Consider the following 23,662-nt stretch of genomic DNA (forward strand, 5'->3'; position numbering starts at 1 on the left):
TTAAAGATGGTGAATAAAAAAAGCAAAAAAATAGTTCTAGTTATTTTGGCTGTTTTAATTTTATTTTGCTGTACGATATTGTTAAAAGCAATTTATAAAGTACAATCTGCAAAAAAAGCAGATATATCCAAAAATGTTCTGACATGGGTGATACCGGAAAGTATTTCTCTGGATCAGAAAAAGATTAAAAAGTTCAATGAAACACTTTATCAGGATGGCTATGACTTTTGTGTAAAATTTGAAACATTAGAAGAAGATGATTTTGACAGAAGTGTTTATAAAAATGAATTAGAAAAAGTCTTAAAAGAAAAGAAAGCAGATATTGTATATGGTGGAACAGAAGATAGTTCCAATTTAGAGTGGGTAGGAGACTTTTGTAAAAAAGGATATTATTATGCATTAGACGATTATTTAAAGACAAAAGAAGGAAAAAGAGTATATCAATTATATCCTCAAGAATATTGGGACAAAGTAAAATATCAGAACAAGCAATATGCATTCCCGAATGTATCTTTAGAATATAAACCTGCAGCAATTCAAATTAATAAAGATTACATAAAAGAACAAGAAGCAAAAGCGTGGGATGGTGAGTATACATCCTTTTTTTCTATGATAGAAGATGCGAATCTTCCCAAAGACGTTTTGCCTATATATCCTCTTTTAGACATGGATACGTTTGCATTACAAAACGGTTATGAATGTATTTATAATATTTTTGTGGATTATACAAAAAAAGAAGCAGTGAATCCTTTTTCGACGGAATGCTTGTATCAGTATTTTCGTTTTTTACATCAGGCATATGAGAAAAAGTTAATTCCCTCTTCTTTGCAAATAAATTCATGTGCTATTGATGAAAAGCTGGAGAAGCAAATTAATATGCAAAAGATTGCTATTGATATGGAAGGCGTATTAGAAAAAATAGACGCTACTGTTACATTTTATTCAAAATTTGCTTTGACGCATAGCCTTTCAGATCTCATGTTTATTTGTACTTCTTCTTCTCAGAAGAAGAAAGCATTACAATTGCTTTCTGTATTGAGAGAAAAAAACAAATATGCGAATCTGCTTTTGTGGGGAGAAAAAGGGACGGATTATACATGTAAGCAGGATGTTGCAGAAGCAAAGAATGGACAAGTTATGGACTATTTCTCATTTCTTGAATTTGGATTAAATGAACATATATATGCTTCTTTGGATGGAACTGCGAATTTGAAAAAGAAAAATAAAAAGTGGTTGGATTCAAAATATTACCAACCATCGAAGCTGTTAAGTTTTCAATTAGATACCGATGGAATAGAAGAGGAAATGAAAGAGTATCGCAATGCTGTAGAAAAGGAGTATAACTGTTGGAAGAAAAAAGATTTTGAAACAGCATATCATTCTGCAAAACAACGAATTGATAAGAAAGGAAGCGAATTATTTCAAGAAGTAAACAGACAAATAAAGCTGCAAGGATGAAAGGAGTTATCTATGAAAAAGTGTCTAAAAAAATTAGTTTGTTTTTGTCTCTGCCTGGCTATATGCATGACAACTACCGGGTGTACAGCAGATGAAAAGAAAGAAAAAAATGTGATAGAAGAAGAATATATTAATTATTGGACAACATATTCTAAAAAAGCAAAAATGACAATAGCCGGTAACTATATCAGCTATATCGATCCGGTTTCTGCAAAAGAAAAATTAATATGTAATGATATGAATTGCTTGCATAAGGATGCTAAGACATGTGGAGCTGTAGTAGATGGTGTTGTATTTGGTGCAATTCATAGAGAAGGTAAAAAAATATATTATATTGCAGATGCAGATACAGAAAAAATTGGAGAATGCAGTTTGTTTGAAGCTGATTTAGATGGAAAAAATAGAAAGAAAATTGCTTCTTTGATGAATGCAAATACAATAATGTCTGCAATATATACAGAGAAATATATATACATTTCTTATGTAAAAGATTCGGAAGAAGATGAGAAAAGCTGTGCAGCAATTTATGCTTTTGATAGAAAGAAAAAAAGTGGAAAAGTAATCTATCAAATCGATAAAGTAAGTGCTCAGATAGGTTATATGATTCTTTCGGATGGGATTTTATATGCAAGTACAGGATATAGTGATGCGTCAGCAAAAGAAATCAAAAAGCATAAAAAGGATATCCGTTTTATAAATAAGCATTTTGAAAGAAATTTGATGGCACTACGACTAAAGGATTCCAAAGTAGTACATACTATTGATAGTACAGGAAGTGGTTTCTTTCAGATTCGAGAACACAAATTATTTTACAGTTCTGCTAAAGCGGTATATTGTTATGATATTTATACTAAAAAGAACTATAAAATTGCAAATGATGATAAAATTTTGATTTTCTCAGATAAAAAAGAATCCAATACACTTTATTTTAGAGACGACAAGAATTATTATCGTTATGATATCAGAAAAAAAACATGGCATATCATTGCTAAAGCAGATGTTTTCTTTGTTGAAGCAATGATAGGGGATTGGGTTTATGGTTTTATAAGCAGCTCTAAAGCAGGTCAGGGATCAGAAAGTGGAATCATAAAACGAAGTGATTTTGAAAAAGGAAATATCACAAAGATGAAAAAAGTTAAAACAGAATTGGAGATGAATTGATTTGAAGATGCTTCATACTCTTTTGTGGCAGGAAGAAAAGAAGTTTTTTATGCGTAAAAAGATGTTTGGAATTCTTTGCCTGATCTGTTTTCTGGTTCTGTGCTATCTGATCTTAGACGTTGATACAAGTTTGATCGGCGAACGATATACAGCAAAAGAATATCATAGTACACTTACTGCATTAAAAAAAGTTCCGGAGAAAAAAAGAGATGATTTTTTTCGAGAGCAGGAACAGATAAATAGTAAGCTTAATAAGCTTGCGTTATGGGATTTAGAAGATGACTGGGAAAATGTAAAAGCATATCCGGACTATTTAAGGAATATCAAAGAAAACCAGGAGCAGAGCAGTTGGTATGGTGAAGAAGATACATATGAAAAGAAAGAAAAAGAATATGTAAAAGCGCAATATCGTCATCTCTCTGATAAAAATGTTACATTTATTGGTGGAAAATGTATTGAAAAAATTGTACAAACTGATTTTTGTGATATTGCTTTTGTATGCATACTTTTTTTTGTTGCACTTGGTCTGGTCAGTATGGAATATGAAGATGGTGTACAGTCACTTTTAAATAGCACAAAAGCAGGAAGAAAGCGAATTGCAATTGGAAAATATCTCGCAGGCTGTATTCTTTTTGTAATCTGCTTTCTTATGATATACGGAGCAAAAACCACTATTTATAAAGAAGCATATGCTTTCCATGACTGGAACAGTACGATACAATCTGTAAATGGATATGCCGGTGCGACTTTTACCGGTACGATCAGAGGATTTATTCTTTTGTTTTTGGGAATAAAGTGTATTGCTGCATTTTTGTTGTATTCCGTTTTTTTCTTCTTTGCATGCATTTGCAAAAGATCGTATAAAATGCTGATAACGACAATGTGCTTTTTAATGTGTGGTATCTGCAATGAACTTTGGATAAAAGATACAAGTTATTTAGTGAATTGGAAAAGATTATATCCGTTAAAGGGAATGGATACGAAGTATCTATTGCAGCGATTTTATACAGTAAATATTTTTGGAAAACCAAAAGCTTATGTTGATACGATGTTAGTGTTAGAAATAGTATTGCTTTTATTGCTGCTGATTAGTGCTTTATTGTGCTACGGAAATGCGGAAAATATAAAAACACGGCTTTTTGTGAAAAATCGTTTTATAAGTTCTTTATGTCAAAGAATAAAGTGCAAAAGACTTTTTGCATGGGAGTTACGAAAAAGCTGGCGAGGACAAGCCGGTGCAATTCTTCTTATTCTGCTTCTGATAGGAACATTTGTATGCTACCGGCCGATTACAGAAACATTAGAGACAGAGACGGATGTACATTACAAAAGTTATGTCTTAAAAGAACAAAAGCAAACGTTAGCTAATGCAAAGATCTTTTGTAAACAAGAGCAAAAAAGAATCAAAGAAGAAGAAACAGACATTCAAAAGAACGGAATAAAGTATACAAACCAGGCGTTTTCCTTGATCAGTAATGATATCAAAAAGAAGCCGGCAGTAAAAAAGATGCTACAATATATCTCTTATTTAGAAAAGAGACCGGCAACAAAAATGGTATATGAAAAAGGATATCAAATGCTTTTTGGAAAAAACATTCCGGGTGGATATTTGTATTTATGCAATGTCATTGCTGTATTTGTGATGGTTATGCTTACAATTCCATTGTGGGGAATGGAAGAGTGGAACGGAATGGAAATAGTGTTATATACTACAAAGGCAGGACGTAGAAAGCTTCAAGGGAAGAAAAAGCTGATTGTAGTACTAGATGCCTTCATTATTTTTTTTATTTTGTATGGCTCGTGGTGTTTTAATGTATCGCATACATATGTTTTGGAAAATATAGATGCTTCGATACAAAGCATCCAATGTTTTTCGATGCTGCCGTCCTGGGTATCGATTCGTATGTTTGGGATATTCTATTACGCATTGCATTTTTTCTATCTTGTTATAGTAGGAATCGGAACGAGGTGGATACAGAAGTATTTGCATAGTTTTGTATTAGCAGGAGCTATATCGTATCTGGTCTTTTTGATCCCATATCTTTTTATTCGATAAGATAGAGAAAATAAGTTTTCTGCCTGAGCAAACATACTTGCAAGCAGAAGCATGATGAGAAAAAAGATACATAATATATATTGGTAACGAAGTTTACAGGAAAATGGAGGGAGATACAGTGGAACTGGAATTGAGTCATATTCGGAAGCAATATGGGAAAAATTATGCATTAGATGATGTTACGATTCCATTTACAGAAAATATATTCGGAATTTTAGGTGCAAATGGTGCAGGAAAATCTACATTATTTAAAATCTTGACAGGAAATATTTCAAAATATTCGGGCGATATATATCTGGATGGAGAAAAAACAGATGTTTGCAAGGAAGCGTTTCGGCGAAATCTGGGTTATATGCCACAGGAAGTGGTAGGATATCCATGGATGAAAGTACAGGATTTTTTGGAATATTTTGCTGTATTAAAAGGAATGCCGGTAAGAAAGAAAAGTACACAATTAGAAATTGACAGGATTTTAGAAAAGACAAATCTAAAAGAACATCGTTATAAACGTTTTTCGGAATTATCCGGTGGAATGAAAAGGAGAGTTCTTTTTGCACAAGCATTATTAGCGGATCCGAGAATATTGATCTTAGACGAGCCGACTGCCGGTTTAGATCCCAAAGAACGAATTTCTATGAGAAATATGATCGCAGAAGAGTCAAAAGGCAGAATTATTCTTTTAGCAACTCACATTGTAAGTGATATTGAATGTATTGCATATCAGGTTGTTTTACTAAAGAAAGGGAAACTGCTAGGCTGTAAAAAGCCACAGGAATGGTTAGAAGAGCTTCATGGACATGTCTATGAACTGATGTGTGATTATAATGAAATGGAAGATCTTCAAAAACGGTATAGGATTAGTAATATCAGACAGGAAATGAACGGTCTTGCAATGCGTGTGGTGACAGATGAAAAATTATCCGGAAAGAATATTAGTATGGTTGAACCGACTATAGAAGATGTATATATATATTATTTAGAAAAATAGAGATAAGATGCCTTATCGTTACTTACAGACACAGATCAAGAAGTAACGATAAGGCATTTTTAAAAATTATAACATAAAACTAAAAAATCTTATATTTACCCTGAAAATGATTCTTGCTACCATATAGTTATCCTATCGTAGAAATGAGGAGCAGTATGGAAAAAGAATTAACAAGAGGAGCCGGGATCTTAATGCCGGTAAGCAGTCTGCCATCAAAATATGGCATTGGTACATTAGGAAAAGCAGCATATGACTTTGTGGATGATCTGGTCCGTGCCGGACAGAAATACTGGCAGGTACTGCCGATCGGTCCGACAAGTTTTGGGGACAGTCCTTATCAGTCCTTTTCAACATATGCGGGCAATCCGTATTTTATTGATCTGGATCTTTTGATCGAAGAAGGGTTGTTGCAAAGACAGGAAGTAGAAACGATCCGATGGTATGAAAAAGAAGATCAGGTTTCTTATGAACTTTTGTGGGAATATCGTTATTCCGTCTTAAAAGCCGCATTTGAACGAAGTGACCATGAAAAAACGAAAGAGTACCGGGATTTTATGGAACGTGAAAAAGACTGGATCTCATCCTACAGCTTGTATATGGCATGCAAAGAACACTTTGGAAACCGGGAATGGCTTTCCTGGAAAAAGGATATCCGGGATCGCCTGCATGCTTATGCGAATGAAAAAGGCATTCAGATCATAGGGGATATTCCGATTTATGTCGCACTTGACAGTTTTGTATCTATGGCAATGGCCACCGGAAATCTGCAGGACGTGATGTTAGTTAGAAGTCATGAGGAATTAGAAGAACTTGTAAAGAAAGATCTGATCGCAGATCTTTCAGAAGTATATGAAAATTGTGCATCAAAGACCATCAAGGAAATTTATCAAAGCTATGATAAAAGCCTGCTTAGTGGTGTACGATTTGAAGGAAAATTAATGGCACTACCGGAGACAAATATTGATGACGGACCGAACCTCTTTTGGGTACGAAAAGACTGGATGGATAAACTTGGCTTACAGGATCCTAGGACAATGCAAGATATCAGGACAAAAGTGCCAATGAGATTGCAAAATATTATCAATGGAATGTCGATCCGACGGCACGCCCTTTGGCTATCAATGTAGATTATAATGATGCATTACAAAGATGTTATCACAATCTCAGGATGGTTATGAATGGAGTAAAAGCCGAGAGCAATCTTGAGGTTTTAGAACGCTCATATTATGACAGTTGTCAGTCATATAAAAACAATCCTAAAGAAGCTTCGGCAGAGGACTGGGCGGCATATGCTTCCAGAATTGAAGCGTGTTCTGTGATTGGAGAGGGAAAGATCAAAAAAATACCATCTCTTTACTTCGGAAAGACAAAAACCATGCAAAAAAACTGGTGGAAACTTCAGGAATTAGAAGAAAAGACTTTTTTAGAGATTGTATCGGGTGCAAAACCGATTTCTTATTTTGATCGGTTTGTTGCAAAATGGAAAAAACAAAAAGGAGATCTGATTACAAATGAAGTGCAACAGGAGTTAAAAGAAGAGAAGATAACGCAATAGAAAAAGTAATATAATGGCGAATTGTAAAGGAGCAGCCAATAACATAACAGAATAATAAATCTACCAATATAGTTAATAACATAACAGAATAATAAGAGATGTCTTATCATACGGCACAGATACAGATCAGAAACCGATAATAAGGCATCTCTTTTTTATTGAATAGGAAACTGCTCGTATAGTAGAGGTGTATCAACAAGAATTACTAAAGCAATTCTTGGAGTGCATAAACGACATCCGGTATTTTTTATTAACAGGTGATCAAAGTACCGGTCTTTCCTGTTAATCCGGCAAGAGCGGTATCAATACTTGTAATGATCGCTTTGCGGTCTTTGTTCGAAGAAGCAAAAGAAACGGCAGCTTCTACTTTAGGAAGCATTGCACCGGATGAAAACTGCTTTTCATCAATGTATCCGGTAGCTTCTTCAACTGTCATGCTGTCAAGTGGTGTCTCAGATGGAGAACCATAGTTTAATGCCACTTTTTCTACTTCGGTCAGAAGTAACAAAACATCTGCGTCTAATTGTTCTGCTAAGCAGGCGCTTGTAATATCTTTTTCGATGACAGCACTTGCACCTTTTAAACGGGTACCCTGCTGTAATACAGGAATACCACCGCCACCGGCAGCAATTACAATCTGCTGGGCATCCATTAAAGCTTTGATCGCATCCAGTTCATAAATTTCCATTGGACGTGGAGAAGCGATGATACGACGATATCCTTTCCCCTCTGTTTTTATAACATGATTGCCTTTTTTCTCTTCTGCTTTAGCTTCTTCTTCTGTCATATAACGTCCAATGACTTTATCAGGATGTGTAAAAGCGGCATCAAAAGGATCAACACGAACCTGGGTGATCAAAGTAGAGACCGGTTTATAAATACCGCGGTTTAAAAGTTCGGTACGAATCTCGTTTTGTAAGTCGTAACCAATGTATCCCTGACTCATTGCACTGCAGATCGACATAGGTGCAACAGTATTCGAAGGTTCTAAACGGCTGTATTCTGTCATAGCAGAATGAATCATACCAATCTGTGGACCATTACTGTGTGTGATAACAATTTCATATTTTGCTTCAACTAGATCTGCAATCGCATTCGCAGCTTTTTTCACATTTTCCTTTTGCTCAGGAAATGTTTTTCCGAGTGCACTATGGCCAAGTGCAACAACAATTCTTTTTGTATTCATAATTTCCTTCCTTTCTCGAAAGAGTTGTAAACTAAAAAATATATCTTATATTTTATCATGGGAAGAATAGAAAAGCAATCTTTTATAGGAAGGTTACCAGATTGCGATAGACTGTATATAGGATCAAAACGAAGATCAAAAGGATTATACCTGCATTTTCTATCCGGCTCCAATGGATCGTTTTGCAAAAAAGATAACCATATAACATCTTTACAATCAGATACGTCAGAAAGGGCAGGCTGACAAAAATGACCGGATGGTAGAAAAAAGCTTTTCTGTAGTTTCCCTGTAGGAGAGAGAGCAGCATGTGGCTGATGCCACATCCCGGACACTGGATATGAAAAAAATACCGGATCAGGCAGGGAATGCCCAATCCGGTATGCTTCATGAATAGGTAATATCCGAAAAGAAGCATGAAAAATATAATGGTTTTAAATGTTCTTTTTTTATCTGGCATGGCATTACATCATATTAACCGGTGCAAACTTATTTAATTCATCCTGCATTAAAGCATAAGCAACGATTCCAAGACCAACAACAGAAAGAATTAAATATAAAATTCCTGTATTGCTCGAAGGAATGCCTCTTTGCATTTTGGCATAATCAATTTTCTGCCCACATTTGTATGCCCAGTACAGTCCGTAAATACCACATGTTATTAAAGTAAGTAAAAACGCAACACCTCCGGATGTGCCATCCGGATCGTTAGAAACCGCATTACAATCATTCGTCAGACAGATAAACCAGTAAATGCCATAAATGCCACATGTTACTAATGACAGAACAATGCACATAGCAATACTTCTTCTTTGAATCATTTCAATTCCCCTCCTTTGTGTAAATATATCATTAATAGAATAGCAGATAAGACAGAAGCATGCAATATAAAAATGAATTTTTTGTGTATTTTTGTTTAGGAAATATTTATAAATGATTGAAACAACATGTTTGTAAGTAACAGACCGGGCTTTAAAGATTCAATCTATGAAAAAAGTAAAAGAAAAGAGGAGACCACAAAACGTAGTCTCCTCTTTTCTTTTCATGTATTAATTGGGAATATTAATATGAAAGCAAATTTTATTACCAATCTGTATCACATTGTGATAACATCTGTTATCTTTTTATGAACTAGTAAATGTAATTTATTCGTTTACAATATGCTGTAATTATACTTCGAACAACAGATCACCATAAGTCGGTACCGGCCAGAAGTCCTGATCAACAATCATTTCTAATTCGTCAATCGGTGCACGTAACTCGTTCATTGCTGCGAATACAACATCTTTAAAGAATGTAGCCTGTTCCTGACCTTCTTCTTTTGTAGCAGCTTCTTCTGTAACATCTTCTAAGTGAAGCAACGCTTTCTGAGCTGCTGCAAGAAGGGAAGAACATTTTGTTAAAAGCTCTGTCTGAACAGAAACATCTGCAGCGGCGCAAGCAGCTGTGACACTGTTAATAGAGTCAGCAAGGCTTGTAACGTATTCGATCACAGCAGGAATATACTGCTTACCGGCCATATCGATCATTGTTTTTGCTTCAATATTGATCGTCTTAGAGTAAGTTTCATAATTGATCTCGGCTCTTGACTCTAATTCTGCTTTTGTTAAAACATTCTGTCTTTCGAATAATTTTACTGTCTTTTCTTTTGTCAGATAAGGAACAGCTTCTACCATTGATTTTACGTTAGGAAGTCCGCGTTTTTCAGCTTCAGCTATCCATTCATCAGAATATCCGTCACCATTAAAGATTACTTTCTGGTGTTCTGTTACAGTTTTCTTGATCAGTTCCTTTACAGCAGTATCAAAGTTATCAGCAGCTTCCAGTTCATCAGCAAAATCCTGTAATACATCTGCTACGATAGAGTTTAATGTAAAGTTTGCTCCGGCAATTGACATAGAAGAACCAAGCATTCTGAATTCGAACTTGTTACCTGTAAAGGCAAATGGTGAAGTACGGTTTCTGTCAGTAGCATCCTTCTTTAAGACAGGAAGTACATGAACACCGGTATCTAACTTAGAACCCTGAATAGAAGAGCTTACGTCACCTTTTACGATCTGTTCGATGATATCTTCTAACTGTTCACCAAGGAAAATAGAAATGATGGCAGGAGGTGCTTCGTTTGCACCAAGTCTGTGATCGTTTCCGGGGTTAGAAGCAGACAGACGGAGTAATTCAGCGTTTTCATCAACTGCTTTGATAACGGCAGCTAAGAAAAGCAGGAATTTCGTATTTGTATGAGGGTTCTTACCCGGATCTAACAAGTTGATTCCGGTATCTGTTACGATAGACCAGTTATTGTGCTTTCCTGAACCATTGACACCGGCAAATGGTTTTTCATGAAGAAGGCATTCTAAGTTATGTCTTTTTGCAACTTTTTTCATGATCTCCATAACTAACTGGTTATGATCCGTTGAAATATTAGCTGTTGTAAAGATTGGTGCCATTTCATGCTGTGCAGGAGCAACTTCGTTATGCTGTGTCTTAGACAGAATTCCTAATTTCCAAAGCTCTTCATTTAAGTCTTTCATGAAAGAAGCGACACGTTCTTTGATCGCACCAAAGTAGTGATCGTCTAATTCCTGACCCTTTGGAGCAGGAGCACCAAAAAGAGTACGGCCAGAGAAGATCAAATCTTTTCTTTGAAGATATTTATCTCTATCTACTAAGAAATATTCCTGTTCCGGTCCAACAGAGCAGGCAACTTTTTTGACATCATCATATCCGAATAACTTCATGATACGGACAGCCTGTTTGCTGATCGCTTCCATAGAACGTAACAGAGGAGTCTTCTTATCAAGAGCTTCTCCTGTGTAAGAACAGAAAGCAGTAGGGATGCAAAGCGTAACACCGGCAGCATCTTCCTGTAAGAATGCAGGTGAGGTACAATCCCAAGCTGTATATCCTCTTGCTTCAAATGTTGCACGAAGTCCGCCGGAAGGGAAAGAAGAGGCATCAGGTTCTCCTTTGATCAGCTCTTTTCCTGAAAATTCAAGAACAGGTTTGCTATTAGAAGCCGGACTTAAGAAGGAATCATGCTTTTCTGCTGTTACACCGGTCAGTGGCTGAAACCAATGTGTATAGTGTGTAGCACCATGCTCTAAAGCCCATTCTTTCATTGCATGTGCAACGACATTAGCAATATCCAGATCAAGATCCGCACCGCTTTCTAAAGTTTTTTTCCACGATTTGTAGACATCCTTTGGCAGTTTAGCCTGCATGACGTCATCGTTGAACACGTCTTTCCCAAATACCTGTTCAATTACATTTGTTTCCATGTTGTTACCATCCTTTCATATTAATATATTTTTCTAAGTAAGACCATAGTATCATACATTTGTATGGTACAGTGATCTTATTGAAAATAACAGATATACAAAATATATGTAAGCTGCTATTTAGAAATGTCCAGACGCTTATCTGTCGTTCCATGCTGTCATGTCTGGACGAAAGCAGGTATACTGTCAGCTTATGTCGTATAAAAACTAGAAAAAAAGGCGAACTCAAATAAATTGAGAACGCCCTTGTCCTGTCCAGTAATAACCAACTGCATATAGTGTATCATATTTTTTTTGATTTGAAAAGTCCTTTTTAAATATTTTTTTGAAAATGTTTTTAAAAATATATGAACTGCTAAAAAAAAGAAAGCATTGCAAAAAAGAAGAAAAGAAAGTATAGTAAAGAGAAGAAATATAATAAGGTAGAAGCTCGGCTAAGAAGAAGGAGATCATTGAAAAAAGAACAGATCACATAGAACGAAGAGGGCTTCAGAATGGAGGAAAAATGGATGACAAAAAGCGGGGAGGCTCTACATTAAAAGAAGCCTTTTACAAATGGTCGGGACTTTTAATCGTCATTTTGGCTGCATTGTTGTTTTATTTTGTTATATCCAACTTTGATCAGATAGGATCAGTCATAAAGGATTACATAAGCATTTTAAGACCGGTTGTTTATGGATGTGTGATTGCATACATTCTAAATCCTTTAATGAAAACATACAATGAATTCTTTTTATCTCTTTTAGAAAAAAAAGGAGCAGTTTCAGAAAAAAAGAAATCAATGCTGACCGGTTTATCAATTACACTTGCTCTTTTAAGTGGAATTTTTATCATTGTCGTTTTGTGCTGGATGATCATTCCACAGTTGATCATTAGTGCAACTTCTTTGATCAATACGATGCCGGATAAAGTGAATGATCTGTATCAGTATATTTATGACAAAATCCAAAATAACAAATTCCTGGCAGAGCAGACACAGAAATTCGCGTTAAATCTGACCGATTATCTGGATAAGGTCGTAAACGATGAATTACTTCCATGGCTCCGGTCAGATTTTTTAAGCAGTGTTAATCAGGTTGCTACACAATTTGCAAATGGATTGATGAGCGTATTAAGTACATTATATAATCTGTTTATCGGTATCATTGTAGCTATCTATCTCCTTGGCAGTAAATCTACATTTTTAGCCCAGGCAAAGAAAATGATATATGGAATTTTCCGTAAAAAGACAGCGGATGCAGTAATCCATTATGTAAGACTGACAAATGATATGTTTAGCGGCTTTATTGTTGGCAAAATCGTAGATTCTACGATTGTTGGAATCATCTGTTTTGTCTGTATGTCTATCATGAAGCTTCCGTATGCTATGCTGATCAGTGTAATCATTGGTGTAACGAATATTATTCCGGTTTTTGGACCGTATCTTGGACTGATACCTAGTGCTTTACTGATCCTGATTGTTAATCCGATTCAGGCATTGTATTTTGTGATCCTGATCGCTATTTTACAGCAGGTGGACGGAAATCTGCTCGGTCCTGCGATCTTAGGTGAGTCTACCGGACTCTCTGCTTTCTGGGTATTGTTTTCTATCCTCTTGTTTGGAGGAATGTGGGGAATCATCGGTATGATCATCGGAGTACCACTCTTTGCCGTGATCTATCGGATCATTGCTGATTTTATTAATTGGAAATTACAAAAAAAAGAACTTTCTTGTGTGACAGACCAATATCGTAATTTACGAACGATACGTGAGGAGGAAGGAAAGAAAGCAGAATATATTACTTATACAAAAGAAGAACTTATGGCGAAGAAGGCTGCAAAAAAACAGCATTGGGATGAACGCAAAGAAAAACAGAAAGAAAAAATGTTATATTATAAGGAAAAGATATGTTCTTCAGAACAAAATAAAAAGAAATGAGGATTGTTATGATAAAAAGTATGACAGGATTTGGCCGCTATGAAAACGTTACAAACGATTATAAAGTGACAGTAGAGATCAAATCGGTAAATCACAGATATCTGGATGTAAATATCAAGTTGCTAAAGAAATTTGGCATGTTTGAAAGCAGGATCAGAAACCTGTTAAAAGAATATGCCGGAAGAGGAAAGATTGATATTTATATCAATTATGAAGATTATTCAGATCATGGCGTTTCAGTACGTTATCATCCGGAGATTGCCAGAGGATATGTACAGGCAATGATGCAGGCAAAAGATGCATTTTCAATACCGAGTGGATTGGATGCGGTATCATTGGTACGTTTTCCCGATGTGATTTCGATAGAAGAAGGCTTAGAAGATGTAGAATCTGTCTATCCGGTGATTGAACAGGCAGTCAGAGAAGCAGGAAAACACTTTGTGTTTTCAAGAGAGCAGGAAGGACAAAATCTGAAAGAAGATATTTTAAGTAAGTTAGAGTATTTAGAGCAGACAGTTGCATTTGTGGACGAACGCTCACCGGAAATGTTAAAAGAGTACCGTCAAAAGATTCAGACAAAAGTGGAAGAATTGTTACAGGATCGCAAAGTTGATGATGCTGTTCTGGCAACAGAATTGATCGTTTACGCAGATAAAGTATGTGTAGACGAAGAGACGGTGCGCTTAAGAAGCCATATCAAGAATATGAAAGATACTTTGGAAAAAGAGGAGCCGATCGGTCGAAAGCTTGATTTTATCTCTCAGGAAATGAACAGGGAAGCGAATACGATTTTATCAAAAGCGAATGACAAAGAATTATCGCAAAAAGCGATCGATCTGAAAACGGAGATTGAGAAGATTAGAGAACAGATTCAGAATATCGAATAAAACTTACCACTATCAGGAAATGGAGAAAATATGCTAGTCAATATTGGATATGGAAATGTAGTAAATATGGATAGAGTAGTCAGTATCGTTAGAGCAGATGCAGCGCCGATCAAAAGAATGATCCAGGTTGCAAAGGATGAAAATCTTGCAATTGATGGAACCTGTGGACGAAAAACAAAATGTATCTTAGTGATGGACAGTGGTCATGTTGTTTTATCAGCATTGCTTCCTGAAACGATTGAGAACCGAGTACTTGAAAATCCAATGACAGAAAGGAGTCAGCTTGATGAATAAAAAAGGTATTATTGCAATTATTTCCGGTTTTTCCGGTGTCGGAAAAGGAACGATCGTAAAAGAGCTTGTTAACCGTTATGGATATGTTGTATCAATTTCTGCGACGACGAGAAAGCCAAGAGAAGGAGAAGTAGATGGAAAAAGCTATTTCTTTAAGACGCAGGAAGAGTTTGAGCAGATGATAAAAAAAGATGAGCTGATGGAGTATGCACAATATGTAGATCATTATTATGGTACTCCAAAGAAATATGTGATGGAGCAGTTAGAGCAGGGAAATGATGTACTGCTTGAAATTGAGATGCAGGGAGCATTAAAGATCAAAGAAAAGTTTCCGGAAGTTTCATTGATCTTTATTACTCCACCCTCTGTAGAGGAATTGAAAAACCGCTTGATCAACCGAGGAACAGAAACGATGGAAGTGATTGAAAAAAGAGTGAAAAGAGCTGCACAGGAATGCGTATATATGCAGGAATATAATTATATTGTTGAGAACGATTCTTTAGAAGTTTGTATCGAACAGATTCATGCATTATTGCAATCTATTCATTTTGAAAATAAGAATCAGAAAAATTTAATAGAAAATATTCGGAAAGACTTTGACCAATACAGGTAAAATCTGCTATAATAAAACTTACGTGTGAAATTGCACAAAAAATGATCTGTAAAAAGAAAGATAACCATATCAGAAAGGGGATTAAAATATGTTACATCCATCGTATAGTGATTTAATGAAAGCAGCAAACAGTGAAGTAGAAACAGGTGAGACTCCTATTGTCAACAGCCGTTATTCTATTGTACTTGCAACAGCGAAACGAGCACGCCAGCTGATTGATGGTGTGGAGCCGTTGATTGAAAAGCCAAGATGTCCTAAGCCTTTATCGATTGCCGTAGAAGAATTGGAAAATTCTAAAATTCATATTTTAAGTGAAGAAGAGGCTGCTGCAGCTTTAGAAAGAAAAAAAGAAAAAGAAGCTCAGAGAGCCGCAATGGCAGAAGAAATGATCTCTTTCGATGAAGAAGACTAGGTCATTTCTTTTGAAAAAGATGCGTCAGCATGGAAATGAGGAATAGTATGACAGACGAGGAAGAATTAAAAGAGACTCCGGATACGGAAGTGACTGTGGAACCTTCATTGGAAGAAGAGATAGAAACAGATCCTGAAAAAGAGAAGATAGCAGAGGAAGAATGTAAGAAAACGAAGAAATTTGGATGGCTGAAAGAACTTTTGGTTTATTTGGTTATCATCATTCTTTGTGTTACTTTTGTTCCTAAATATGTGATCCAGCGTACACAGGTAGATGGTCACTCTATGGAGACAACGCTGCATGATGAGGAAAACCTGATCGTTGAAAAAGTGACGTATCATTTTAAAAATCCGGATCGTTTTGATATTATTACATTTTATCCTAAGGGTAGAAATGCAGATGAGTATTATATTAAACGTGTGATCGGCCTGCCGGGTGAAACCATTCAGATTAAGGGAAATACCATTTATATCAATGGAAAAGTATTAAAAGAACATTATGGTCTTGAACCTATGGTTTCCGGTGGAATCGCTGAAAAGCCGATCAAGCTTGGAAAGGATGAGTTCTTCGTACTCGGCGATAATCGTAATGATAGTATTGACAGCAGAGATGGCGAATCTGTTGGCGTTGTCAAAAGGAAAAATATTGATGGACATGCAATTTTAAGGATTTATCCATTCTCAAGATTTGGCAAGATCACACATGAGAAATAAAAAAGCCCTAAAAAATAAGAGATTAAAATGGATAAAAGAGCTTTTGATCTATGTTGTCATTATTGTTTTTTGCGCTACACTTTTTCCGAAATATGTGATCCGACGTACACAGGTAGATGGTAACTCTATGGAAACAACACTTCAGGATAAGGATGATCTGATCGTTGAAAAAGTGACCTACCATTTTAAAGATCCGGATCGCTTTGATATTATTACCTTTTATCCAAAAGGAAGAAATGCAAAAGAATATTATATCAAGCGTGTGATCGGTCTGCCGGGTGAAACGATTCAGATTATCGGAGATACCATTTATATCAATGGAAATGTGTTAAAAGAATATTATGGTCTTGAACCGATGCTTTCAGGCGGAATTGCAAAAGAGCCGATCAAGCTTGGAAAAGACGAATTCTTTGTGCTTGGCGATAATCGTAATGAAAGCAGAGACAGCAGAGATGGTGAGTCCGTTGGTGTTGTCAAAAAGAAAAATATTGATGGACATGCGATTTTGAGGATTTATCCGTTTTCGAGAGTTGGAAAGATCACGCATGAACAACAAAGAGTCAGGTGAAAAGTGTGTTGATAGATGAAGATTATTTATTGATGCACTTTTTATTATAAAAATGGAATGGTTAATTATTATCAAAAGAAGAAAAGAGGAATGATATGAAAAGAGCAGGCAGTATTTTGATCGCAGCAGCAGTAATGATCTGTGCTGTATTCACAGGAACCGTTACAAAAACAGAAGCAAAAAGTAAAAGTAATATTAAGATTGCCATTGATGCCGGACACCAGGCACGTGGTAATTTTAGTACAGAGCCGATAGGACCGGGGGCTTCCACACGAAAGGCTAAAGTAGCGGGGGGAGCGACAGGAACAGCTACAAGAGTACCGGAATATAAACTGACATTGCGCGTAGCAAAAAAATTAAAAAAAGAATTGACACAAAGAGGGTATCAGGTATATATGATCCGTACAAAAAATAATGTCAATATTTCCAACAAAAAGCGTGCACAACTTGCTAATAAAAGCGGAGCAGATATTTATATCAGGATTCATGCAGATTCATCCGGATCATCTGCTGTCAGAGGAGCCAGCATGCTATATCCATCGACAAGAAACCGCTATGTGAAAAAGTTAAGCAAAGCTTCTAAAAAACTTTCATCCAATATTATTCGAGCATACAGCAAAAAGACCGGAATCCGTAATCGTGGACTTGTACAAAGAGATGATCTGACAGGAACAAACTGGAGTAAAATTCCGGTTACATTGATTGAAATGGGATTCTTGAGTAATCCAACCGAAGACCGTCTGATGCAGAAAGGTTCTATGCAGAATAAAATGGCTACAGGAATCGCAAATGGTATTGATGATTATTTTGGATTTTAGTGGTATAATGTAAAAAAATATAGAAAACAATGTAGGGAAAGGATATGAGGATTATGAAGGGGTTATCAAATTTAATGGAGGAGACAGTCCTTCACAAGATTGACCAGATATGGCAGGAGACAGATTATTGTAAATGTGATAAATGTAAAATGGATATTGCAGCATATGCATTGAATCGTCTGCCACCCCGTTATGTACAAAGCAAAGAAGGGGAGATGCTTCATAAATTTGATGCAAGTACAACGCAGATGGATGTTGAGATTACAGCTGTTGTATGTAAAGCCATTCAGGTCGTAGGAGAAGATCCTCATAAATCATAGCGATAGGAGTTACTTCGATGAAAACAAAAGTTAGAAATTCCTGTTTGCTTTTTCTGACAGCTTGTATATGGGGAAGTTCTTTTGTAGCACAAAGTGTAGGGATGGATTATATCGGTCCCTACACTTTTAATTGTCTGCGTTTTCTGATTGGTAGTCTTGTTTTACTTCCGGTAATCTTTTTTTCACGGCACAGGAAAAAGGATCAAAAGGATAGATCTAAAGACAGAACGTTACAAAAGAAAGAAATGTTATGTGGTGGTATCGTATGTGGTGTGATACTATGCATAGCCAGTACATTACAGCAGATAGGGATCATTTACACGACAGCAGGCAAGGCAGGCTTTTTGACCGCAATGTATATTGTTTTAGTACCGGTTCTTGGCCTTTTTCTAAAAAGAAAAGCAGGATTGCAATTATGGATTAGTGTCGGGCTGGCTTTGATCGGCTTGTATCTGCTTTGCATGAAAGGGGCTTTCTCGTTGAATGGGGGAGATGTGCTTTTGATCTTGTGTGCGGTAGGGTTTTCTGTTCATATTATGGTAGTGGATTACTTTTCCCCTAAAATGGACGGAATGATTTTATCCTGTATACAATTTCTGGTCGCGGGTTTGATCAGCAGCATAGGAATGTTGTTATCAGAACAGTTTGACTGGCATATGGTTCTTCTGGCTGCAAAGCCGATATTGTATTCCGGTGTTTTATCCTGTGGGATAGGATATACGTTACAGGTGATTGCACAAAAAGGATTAAATCCTACGGTAGCATCCTTATTAATGAGTTTAGAGTCGGTAGTTTCCGTGATTACAGGTTTTCTTGTGTTGCATGAAGTCTTATCCGGCAGGGAACTGCTCGGATGTGTCTTTATGTTTGCAGCAGTGATACTGGCACAGATTCCTGTAAAACGGCTTGTTTTGGCTGATTGACATGTTTTAAGAAAATAAAACAACAAAAAAATTGAAAAAAATAAAAAAAGTACTTGCATTTTATATCAGAGTAGTGTATAGTATCATTTGTCGGCACGAAAGAGCCGAGCAAAATGGTCTGTTGGTCAAGCGGCTAAGACGTCGCCCTCTCACGGCGAAAACAGGGGTTCGATTCCCCTACAGACTGTTCTGTTTTTAACGAAACAGCCCAACCCGTTAAATCTATAAAAGTTTTTCTTTTATAGATTTTTTTTTGAAATAAAAAATAAAAAGGGGTTGACAAGCTTTAAAGAAACTTATATACTAATCTAGTGTGCCGCTTAACGAGGTAAATTGAAGTCTGTAAAGCCAGACACCGTAGTTAGCGAGTAATGATAAGGAGGTAAAGACTATGTACGCAATTATTGCAACAGGTGGAAAGCAGTACAAAGTAGCCGAAGGTGATATCATTAACGTAGAAAAGCTTGCTGCTCAGGCAGGTGAGACAGTTACTTTTGATCAGGTTGTTGCTGTAAATGATGGTGCGATGAAAGCAGGTGCAGATGTAGCAAATGCTTCTGTAACAGCTTCTGTCGTAAAAGAAGGCCGTGCTAAAAAGGTTATCGTTTACAGATATAAGAGAAAAACCGGATATCATAAGAAAAATGGTCACAGACAGGCATATACACAGGTTAAGATTGAAAAGATCAATGCTTAGTTTGTGTGGTGATTCTTAGGATATTCGAATAGAATCGCAGAAAAGGTGACAGTATGATAAAAGTTACGATTTATCAGGATCAGGAAGCAGAGTGTATTGGCTTTCAGATGAAAGGACATGCTGAGTTTGCTGCATATGGCGAAGATATTGTATGTTCTGCGGTATCGGTATTGGTGATCAATACGATGAATGCGATTGAAACATTTACACAAGATGTTTTTGAACATGATATTCATTCGAAAAAGGATCTGGTATCTTTTCGGATAACGTCAAACCCGGTAAGTCATGACGCAAAGCTGTTACTGAACTCTATGGTATTAGGTCTTGAACAGATTGCCAAAGAGTATGGAAAGAAGTATATAACTTTAAAAAAGAGAAAGCAGGAGGTGTAAGACAATGTTAAAGATGAACCTTCAGTTATTTGCTCATAAAAAAGGAATGGGTTCTACTAAGAACGGTAGAGATTCAGAGTCCAAGAGATTAGGAGCAAAGAAAGCAGACGGACAGCACGTACTTGCAGGAAATATCATCTACAAGCAGCGTGGAACAAAGATTCATCCTGGTGTTAATGTTGGTCGCGGTGGCGATGATACATTATTCGCTTTAGTTGATGGTGTAGTTCGTTATGAAAGAAAAGGCAGAGATAAAAAGCAGGCTTCCGTATATCCGGTAGAGGCTAAATAATTTTTGATCTGGAACTACATGGTGAATACCGATTGGAAGGGACTGTTTATTGCAGTCCCTCTTTTTATAAGTTACAACTTATCATATAAGCAGCATAAGAAAATGCCTGTATTGTAATGGAAGTATCCTATGTGGATGTTGTGTTTTTGGATGTGGGATAGAATAGAAAGATATTTGTGTGGCAGGGATGAAAAGTGTTATATACTGTCATGCGTTAGATAATAGAAGAAAATGATGTTATAGAAGAGAAAGAAGGTGGAGTGATGTTTGCAGATAGTGCTGAGATTTATATTCGTTCCGGAAAAGGTGGCGATGGTCATGTCAGCTTCCGAAGAGAATTGTTTGTAGCAGCAGGCGGACCGGACGGTGGTGACGGTGGCCGTGGCGGTGATCTGATCGTGGAAGTAGACAAAGGAATCAATACATTGAATGATTTCCGTCATAAGAGAAAATTCTGTGCCGGAGACGGACAGCCGGGTAGCAAGAAACGCTGTCATGGAGCAGATGGAGAAGATTTGGTTTTGAAAGTACCGGAAGGAACGGTGATCCGCGAAAAAGAAACCGGAAAAGTCATTGTCGATATGTCTCATGGATGTACACGTGAAGTGATCTTAAAAGGTGGCCGTGGCGGCAAGGGAAATATGCATTATGCGACACCGACCATGCAGGTTCCAAAATACGCACAGCCCGGTCAGCCTGCACAGGAACTGACGGTTATTCTGGAATTAAAGACGATTGCAGATGTCGGACTGGTTGGTTTCCCGAATGTCGGAAAGTCAACATTTCTTTCCAGAGTCAGTAATGCGAAGCCAAAGATTGCAAACTATCATTTCACAACATTACAGCCTATGCTTGGTGTCGTTGATCTGGAGGGTGCCGATGGCTTCGTGATTGCCGATATTCCGGGGCTGATCGAAGGTGCATCCGATGGAATCGGACTCGGTCATGAGTTTTTACGTCATATTGAACGTACAAAAGTATTTATCCATATGGTGGATGCAGCGTCAACAGAAGGACGTGATCCGATCAATGATATCAAAGTGATCAACAACGAATTAAAACGTTACAGTGAAGAACTTGCAAGCCGTCCACAGGTGATCGCAGCGAATAAGACCGATGTTTTCTATGGAACAGAAGAAGAAACCGTGATCACTTTATTGAAGGAAGAGTTTGAGCCACAGGGGATTCCTGTATTCCCGATTTCGGCTGTTAGTGGTAAAGGGATCAAAGAATTATTGTATTATATCCGCAAAGAATTAGACGAACTTCCGGATGAGCCAACGATCTTTGAAAGAGAGTTTGATCTGACCGATATTACATTCCCGGATGAGCCTTATACCGTGGAATATGATCAAAAGACAAAGATGTATGTGGTAGAAGGACCAAGAATTGAAAAAATGCTTGGTTATACGAATCTGGATTCTGAAAAAGGCTTTCAGTTTTTTCAGAAGTTTCTGCATACAAGTGGAATCTTAGAAGAGTTAAAAGCTCTTGGTATTGAAGAAGGCGATACCGTTAAGATGTATGACTTACAGTTTGATTATTATGAGTAACCGGTATAATGGATCAGGACTCCTGTAAAGGGAACGAATCGGAGATTTATATCCCAATCTATCGGTACGATCAAGTAAACGTATCTTTTGGAAATGAGGGAACAGATGAAGGAAATGGTATTTGAGTGGCTGATTTGCATCCTGTGTGCCAGTGTCTTAATGATCATTCATGAAATGGTAAAGACAGCAATCTATTTATTGCAAAAAAGGCGGATGCATCAGAAAGCTGCTTTTTCGCATAGCATGTGGGCAGTTTATCGTTATATTGATCCGATTGGTCTGATTCTGGCGGTTGTCAGTAATGTGCCTTTTTCGAAACCGTTTATGTTCCGGGTACGGGATAAGAAAACAAATCTGGTTATGGGAATTTCCGGATTTTGTATATTAGTGGCTGTTTTTGCATTTTGTATATGCAGTCTGCATTTTGATCTGTTTGGACTTGACAGCATCTTACAGCAAGATCCAAATTGTCTGTGGGCAAAAGGAGTTGTGCTTGCAGGACAATATATGGCAATTTTAAGCTTTGGGATGTTTGTGGCAAATCTTTTTCCGGTATCCGTATTTGACATGGGACTTATCGTTGCCGGTACCAGTGCTAAGAAATATTTACAGATCATTAAAAGAGATGCGGTGATCAAAATGCTGTTGATCGTGGTATTGCTTTTGAATCTGATCGCACAGGCAGGTTATCGTTTACTGGATGTTCTGGTATAGGAGGAAGGGTATGAGTATATCTGTAAAACTGGAAGCATTTGATGGTCCGCTGGATCTGCTTCTCCATTTGATCGAAAAGAATAAAATTGATATTTTTGATATTCCGATCGTAGAGATCACAAATCAGTATATGGAAATTATTGCACAGATGCAAACAAAAGATATGGATGTCATGAGTGACTTTTTGCTGATGGCAGCAACACTGCTGCGGATCAAATCTAAGATGCTCCTTCCGGCAGAAAAAGCAGAAGAAGGCGAAGAAGAAGATCCAAGAGCAGAGTTAGTCGAGCGTCTGTTAGAGTATAAAACTTATAAGTATGCTTCCTATGAATTGAAAGATTTGCAAATGGATGCTTCCAAACAGCTTTTTAAGAAGCCGTCTATCCCGGAAGAAATTGCTAATTATAAAGAAGAGATCGATATATCGGAATTGCTCGGTGATCTGACACTTGCCAGATTGCAATCAATCTTTCATGCTGTCATGAAAAAGCAGATAGATAAGATTGATCCGATCCGAAGCAAATTTGGTAAGATTGAAAAAGAAAAAATCAGTCTGGGTGACCGGATGCAATACATATCAGAATATGCCAGAGAACATAAAAAGTTTAACTTTCGTATGCTTTTAGAAGAGCAGACAAGCAAGACCATGGTGATTGTCAGCTTTTTAGGGATTTTGGAGCTTATGAAAGAGGGTATGTTAAAAATCGTTCAGGAAAATATATTTGATGATATCTGGATCACATACCAGGAAGCATTCCTATAGAGAATGAAATTTGAAAAAAATAAAATCTCCCCGTAAGATGTATATGAGTTTGGCGACTTAATACATCGAAGTACAAAGGAGATTTTATAACATGAGTAAAAGAAAC

Annotated in this window: 26 protein-coding genes and 1 tRNA gene; 23 read left to right on the plus strand and 4 right to left on the minus strand. The window is 36.8% G+C overall.

Going from position 1 to position 23,662, the window contains the following annotated elements; genetic code table 11:
- Positions 1 to 6: 6 nt before the first annotated feature.
- From H8700_RS03240 to H8700_RS03265, 6 genes are all read left to right on the plus strand, one after another.
- Positions 7 to 1,458: a hypothetical protein gene (locus H8700_RS03240; RefSeq protein ID WP_249303084.1), complete on the plus strand. Its 1,452-nt coding sequence runs from the start codon at positions 7 to 9 to the stop codon at positions 1,456 to 1,458.
- A gap of 12 nt (positions 1,459 to 1,470) precedes the next feature.
- Positions 1,471 to 2,619: a hypothetical protein gene (locus H8700_RS03245; RefSeq protein WP_249303086.1), complete on the plus strand. Its 1,149-nt coding sequence runs from the start codon at positions 1,471 to 1,473 to the stop codon at positions 2,617 to 2,619.
- A gap of 1 nt (position 2,620) precedes the next feature.
- Entirely contained in the window at positions 2,621 to 4,675 is a 2,055-nt protein-coding gene (locus H8700_RS03250) for a hypothetical protein (protein ID WP_249303088.1), read from the plus strand.
- Positions 4,676 to 4,793: 118 nt separating this feature from the next.
- Positions 4,794 to 5,663 (plus strand): ATP-binding cassette domain-containing protein, encoded by an 870-nt coding sequence (locus tag H8700_RS03255; protein ID WP_249303089.1) that lies wholly within the window; start codon positions 4,794 to 4,796, stop codon positions 5,661 to 5,663.
- A gap of 155 nt (positions 5,664 to 5,818) precedes the next feature.
- Positions 5,819 to 6,790 (plus strand): 4-alpha-glucanotransferase, encoded by a 972-nt coding sequence (locus tag H8700_RS03260; RefSeq protein WP_249303090.1) that lies wholly within the window; start codon positions 5,819 to 5,821, stop codon positions 6,788 to 6,790.
- A 47-nt stretch (positions 6,791 to 6,837) separates the two neighbouring features.
- Positions 6,838 to 7,218: a type 2 periplasmic-binding domain-containing protein gene (locus H8700_RS03265; protein WP_249303091.1), complete on the plus strand. Its 381-nt coding sequence runs from the start codon at positions 6,838 to 6,840 to the stop codon at positions 7,216 to 7,218.
- 250 nt (positions 7,219 to 7,468) lie between these two features.
- Here H8700_RS03265 and arcC read toward each other — a convergent pair whose 3' ends face one another.
- The 4 genes from arcC to H8700_RS03280 form a co-directional block, all read right to left on the minus strand.
- The gene (arcC, locus tag H8700_RS03270) at positions 7,469 to 8,404 is read right to left on the minus strand and encodes a carbamate kinase (protein ID WP_249303094.1); all 936 of its coding nucleotides are present in this window, start codon (positions 8,402 to 8,404) and stop codon (positions 7,469 to 7,471) included.
- An 82-nt stretch (positions 8,405 to 8,486) separates the two neighbouring features.
- The gene (locus tag H8700_RS12525) at positions 8,487 to 8,861 is read right to left on the minus strand and encodes a DUF2752 domain-containing protein (RefSeq protein WP_408610843.1); all 375 of its coding nucleotides are present in this window, start codon (positions 8,859 to 8,861) and stop codon (positions 8,487 to 8,489) included.
- 4 nt (positions 8,862 to 8,865) lie between these two features.
- Complete coding sequence (locus H8700_RS03275) at positions 8,866 to 9,222, minus strand: DUF4234 domain-containing protein (RefSeq protein WP_022141246.1); 357 nt, start codon at positions 9,220 to 9,222, stop codon at positions 8,866 to 8,868.
- Positions 9,223 to 9,570: 348 nt separating this feature from the next.
- On the minus strand, positions 9,571 to 11,679 hold the full coding sequence (locus H8700_RS03280) for a glutamine synthetase III family protein (protein ID WP_249303099.1): 2,109 nt from the start codon (positions 11,677 to 11,679) through the stop codon (positions 9,571 to 9,573).
- 505 nt (positions 11,680 to 12,184) lie between these two features.
- Between H8700_RS03280 and H8700_RS03285 the strand changes: the two genes are divergently transcribed.
- The 17 genes from H8700_RS03285 to H8700_RS03365 all read left to right on the plus strand — a co-directional run bounded on the left by H8700_RS03285 (position 12,185) and on the right by H8700_RS03365 (position 23,556).
- The gene (locus H8700_RS03285) at positions 12,185 to 13,597 is read left to right on the plus strand and encodes an AI-2E family transporter (RefSeq protein ID WP_249303101.1); all 1,413 of its coding nucleotides are present in this window, start codon (positions 12,185 to 12,187) and stop codon (positions 13,595 to 13,597) included.
- 8 nt (positions 13,598 to 13,605) lie between these two features.
- The gene (locus tag H8700_RS03290; protein ID WP_249303102.1) at positions 13,606 to 14,484 is read left to right on the plus strand and encodes a YicC/YloC family endoribonuclease; all 879 of its coding nucleotides are present in this window, start codon (positions 13,606 to 13,608) and stop codon (positions 14,482 to 14,484) included.
- Positions 14,485 to 14,514: 30 nt separating this feature from the next.
- The gene (locus tag H8700_RS03295) at positions 14,515 to 14,778 is read left to right on the plus strand and encodes a DUF370 domain-containing protein (protein WP_022141242.1); all 264 of its coding nucleotides are present in this window, start codon (positions 14,515 to 14,517) and stop codon (positions 14,776 to 14,778) included.
- Positions 14,771 to 15,391 carry a guanylate kinase gene (gmk, locus tag H8700_RS03300; protein ID WP_022141241.1) on the plus strand — a complete coding sequence of 207 codons (621 nt, stop codon included), beginning with the start codon at positions 14,771 to 14,773 and terminating at the stop codon, positions 15,389 to 15,391. The genes H8700_RS03295 and gmk overlap by 8 nt, the downstream gene beginning before the upstream one ends.
- An 88-nt stretch (positions 15,392 to 15,479) precedes the next feature.
- Entirely contained in the window at positions 15,480 to 15,803 is a 324-nt protein-coding gene (rpoZ, locus tag H8700_RS03305; RefSeq protein WP_022141240.1) for a DNA-directed RNA polymerase subunit omega, read from the plus strand.
- Positions 15,804 to 15,850: 47 nt separating this feature from the next.
- A complete protein-coding gene (gene lepB / locus H8700_RS03310; protein WP_022141239.1) occupies positions 15,851 to 16,516 on the plus strand; it encodes a signal peptidase I in 666 nt (221 codons plus the stop codon).
- A complete protein-coding gene (gene lepB, locus H8700_RS03315) occupies positions 16,506 to 17,084 on the plus strand; it encodes a signal peptidase I (protein WP_249303103.1) in 579 nt (192 codons plus the stop codon). The genes lepB (H8700_RS03310) and lepB (H8700_RS03315) overlap by 11 nt, the downstream gene beginning before the upstream one ends.
- A gap of 95 nt (positions 17,085 to 17,179) precedes the next feature.
- The gene (locus H8700_RS03320; RefSeq protein ID WP_249303105.1) at positions 17,180 to 17,902 is read left to right on the plus strand and encodes an N-acetylmuramoyl-L-alanine amidase family protein; all 723 of its coding nucleotides are present in this window, start codon (positions 17,180 to 17,182) and stop codon (positions 17,900 to 17,902) included.
- Between the two features lie 53 nt (positions 17,903 to 17,955).
- Positions 17,956 to 18,222: a late competence development ComFB family protein gene (locus H8700_RS03325; protein WP_249303107.1), complete on the plus strand. Its 267-nt coding sequence runs from the start codon at positions 17,956 to 17,958 to the stop codon at positions 18,220 to 18,222.
- 17 nt (positions 18,223 to 18,239) lie between these two features.
- Complete coding sequence (locus H8700_RS03330) at positions 18,240 to 19,145, plus strand: DMT family transporter (protein WP_249303109.1); 906 nt, start codon at positions 18,240 to 18,242, stop codon at positions 19,143 to 19,145.
- Between the two features lie 115 nt (positions 19,146 to 19,260).
- Positions 19,261 to 19,332: transfer RNA gene (locus H8700_RS03335), tRNA-Glu, on the plus strand.
- 204 nt (positions 19,333 to 19,536) lie between these two features.
- Positions 19,537 to 19,842, plus strand: coding sequence for a 50S ribosomal protein L21 (gene rplU, locus H8700_RS03340; protein WP_022141235.1), 306 nt, complete (start codon positions 19,537 to 19,539; stop codon positions 19,840 to 19,842).
- Positions 19,843 to 19,895: 53 nt separating this feature from the next.
- Entirely contained in the window at positions 19,896 to 20,234 is a 339-nt protein-coding gene (locus tag H8700_RS03345; protein WP_022141234.1) for a ribosomal-processing cysteine protease Prp, read from the plus strand.
- Positions 20,235 to 20,238: 4 nt separating this feature from the next.
- Positions 20,239 to 20,526, plus strand: coding sequence for a 50S ribosomal protein L27 (rpmA, locus tag H8700_RS03350; protein ID WP_022141233.1), 288 nt, complete (start codon positions 20,239 to 20,241; stop codon positions 20,524 to 20,526).
- A 263-nt stretch (positions 20,527 to 20,789) separates the two neighbouring features.
- Entirely contained in the window at positions 20,790 to 22,079 is a 1,290-nt protein-coding gene (obgE, locus tag H8700_RS03355) for a GTPase ObgE (RefSeq protein ID WP_022141232.1), read from the plus strand.
- 105 nt (positions 22,080 to 22,184) lie between these two features.
- Positions 22,185 to 22,793 (plus strand): hypothetical protein, encoded by a 609-nt coding sequence (locus tag H8700_RS03360; protein ID WP_249303110.1) that lies wholly within the window; start codon positions 22,185 to 22,187, stop codon positions 22,791 to 22,793.
- Positions 22,794 to 22,803: 10 nt separating this feature from the next.
- On the plus strand, positions 22,804 to 23,556 hold the full coding sequence (locus H8700_RS03365; RefSeq protein WP_249303113.1) for a segregation and condensation protein A: 753 nt from the start codon (positions 22,804 to 22,806) through the stop codon (positions 23,554 to 23,556).
- The last annotated feature ends 106 nt before the right edge of the window (positions 23,557 to 23,662 follow it).

Origin of the sequence: Jutongia hominis (genome assembly GCF_014384965.1) — a bacterium.
Taxonomy (GTDB): Bacteria; Bacillota; Clostridia; order Lachnospirales; family Lachnospiraceae; genus Butyribacter; species Butyribacter hominis.

What these genes read in the sequence shown, in the direction of transcription:
- H8700_RS03240 (WP_249303084.1), top strand. Translation starts at nt 7, where the DNA reads ATGGTGAATAAAAAAAGCAAAAAAATAGTTCTAGTTATTTTGGCTGTT.
- H8700_RS03245 (WP_249303086.1), top strand. Translation starts at nt 1,471, where the DNA reads ATGAAAAAGTGTCTAAAAAAATTAGTTTGTTTTTGTCTCTGCCTGGCT.
- H8700_RS03260 (WP_249303090.1), top strand. Translation starts at nt 5,819, where the DNA reads ATGGAAAAAGAATTAACAAGAGGAGCCGGGATCTTAATGCCGGTAAGC.
- H8700_RS03265 (WP_249303091.1), top strand. Translation starts at nt 6,838, where the DNA reads ATGAATGGAGTAAAAGCCGAGAGCAATCTTGAGGTTTTAGAACGCTCA.
- arcC (WP_249303094.1), bottom strand. Translation starts at nt 8,404, where the DNA reads ATGAATACAAAAAGAATTGTTGTTGCACTTGGCCATAGTGCACTCGGA.
- H8700_RS12525 (WP_408610843.1), bottom strand. Translation starts at nt 8,861, where the DNA reads ATGCCAGATAAAAAAAGAACATTTAAAACCATTATATTTTTCATGCTT.
- H8700_RS03275 (WP_022141246.1), bottom strand. Translation starts at nt 9,222, where the DNA reads ATGATTCAAAGAAGAAGTATTGCTATGTGCATTGTTCTGTCATTAGTA.
- H8700_RS03280 (WP_249303099.1), bottom strand. Translation starts at nt 11,679, where the DNA reads ATGGAAACAAATGTAATTGAACAGGTATTTGGGAAAGACGTGTTCAAC.
- H8700_RS03285 (WP_249303101.1), top strand. Translation starts at nt 12,185, where the DNA reads ATGGATGACAAAAAGCGGGGAGGCTCTACATTAAAAGAAGCCTTTTAC.
- H8700_RS03290 (WP_249303102.1), top strand. Translation starts at nt 13,606, where the DNA reads ATGATAAAAAGTATGACAGGATTTGGCCGCTATGAAAACGTTACAAAC.
- H8700_RS03295 (WP_022141242.1), top strand. Translation starts at nt 14,515, where the DNA reads ATGCTAGTCAATATTGGATATGGAAATGTAGTAAATATGGATAGAGTA.
- gmk (WP_022141241.1), top strand. Translation starts at nt 14,771, where the DNA reads ATGAATAAAAAAGGTATTATTGCAATTATTTCCGGTTTTTCCGGTGTC.
- rpoZ (WP_022141240.1), top strand. Translation starts at nt 15,480, where the DNA reads ATGTTACATCCATCGTATAGTGATTTAATGAAAGCAGCAAACAGTGAA.
- lepB (WP_022141239.1), top strand. Translation starts at nt 15,851, where the DNA reads ATGACAGACGAGGAAGAATTAAAAGAGACTCCGGATACGGAAGTGACT.
- lepB (WP_249303103.1), top strand. Translation starts at nt 16,506, where the DNA reads ATGAGAAATAAAAAAGCCCTAAAAAATAAGAGATTAAAATGGATAAAA.
- H8700_RS03320 (WP_249303105.1), top strand. Translation starts at nt 17,180, where the DNA reads ATGAAAAGAGCAGGCAGTATTTTGATCGCAGCAGCAGTAATGATCTGT.
- H8700_RS03325 (WP_249303107.1), top strand. Translation starts at nt 17,956, where the DNA reads ATGAAGGGGTTATCAAATTTAATGGAGGAGACAGTCCTTCACAAGATT.
- H8700_RS03330 (WP_249303109.1), top strand. Translation starts at nt 18,240, where the DNA reads ATGAAAACAAAAGTTAGAAATTCCTGTTTGCTTTTTCTGACAGCTTGT.
- rplU (WP_022141235.1), top strand. Translation starts at nt 19,537, where the DNA reads ATGTACGCAATTATTGCAACAGGTGGAAAGCAGTACAAAGTAGCCGAA.
- H8700_RS03345 (WP_022141234.1), top strand. Translation starts at nt 19,896, where the DNA reads ATGATAAAAGTTACGATTTATCAGGATCAGGAAGCAGAGTGTATTGGC.
- rpmA (WP_022141233.1), top strand. Translation starts at nt 20,239, where the DNA reads ATGTTAAAGATGAACCTTCAGTTATTTGCTCATAAAAAAGGAATGGGT.
- obgE (WP_022141232.1), top strand. Translation starts at nt 20,790, where the DNA reads ATGTTTGCAGATAGTGCTGAGATTTATATTCGTTCCGGAAAAGGTGGC.
- H8700_RS03360 (WP_249303110.1), top strand. Translation starts at nt 22,185, where the DNA reads ATGAAGGAAATGGTATTTGAGTGGCTGATTTGCATCCTGTGTGCCAGT.
- H8700_RS03365 (WP_249303113.1), top strand. Translation starts at nt 22,804, where the DNA reads ATGAGTATATCTGTAAAACTGGAAGCATTTGATGGTCCGCTGGATCTG.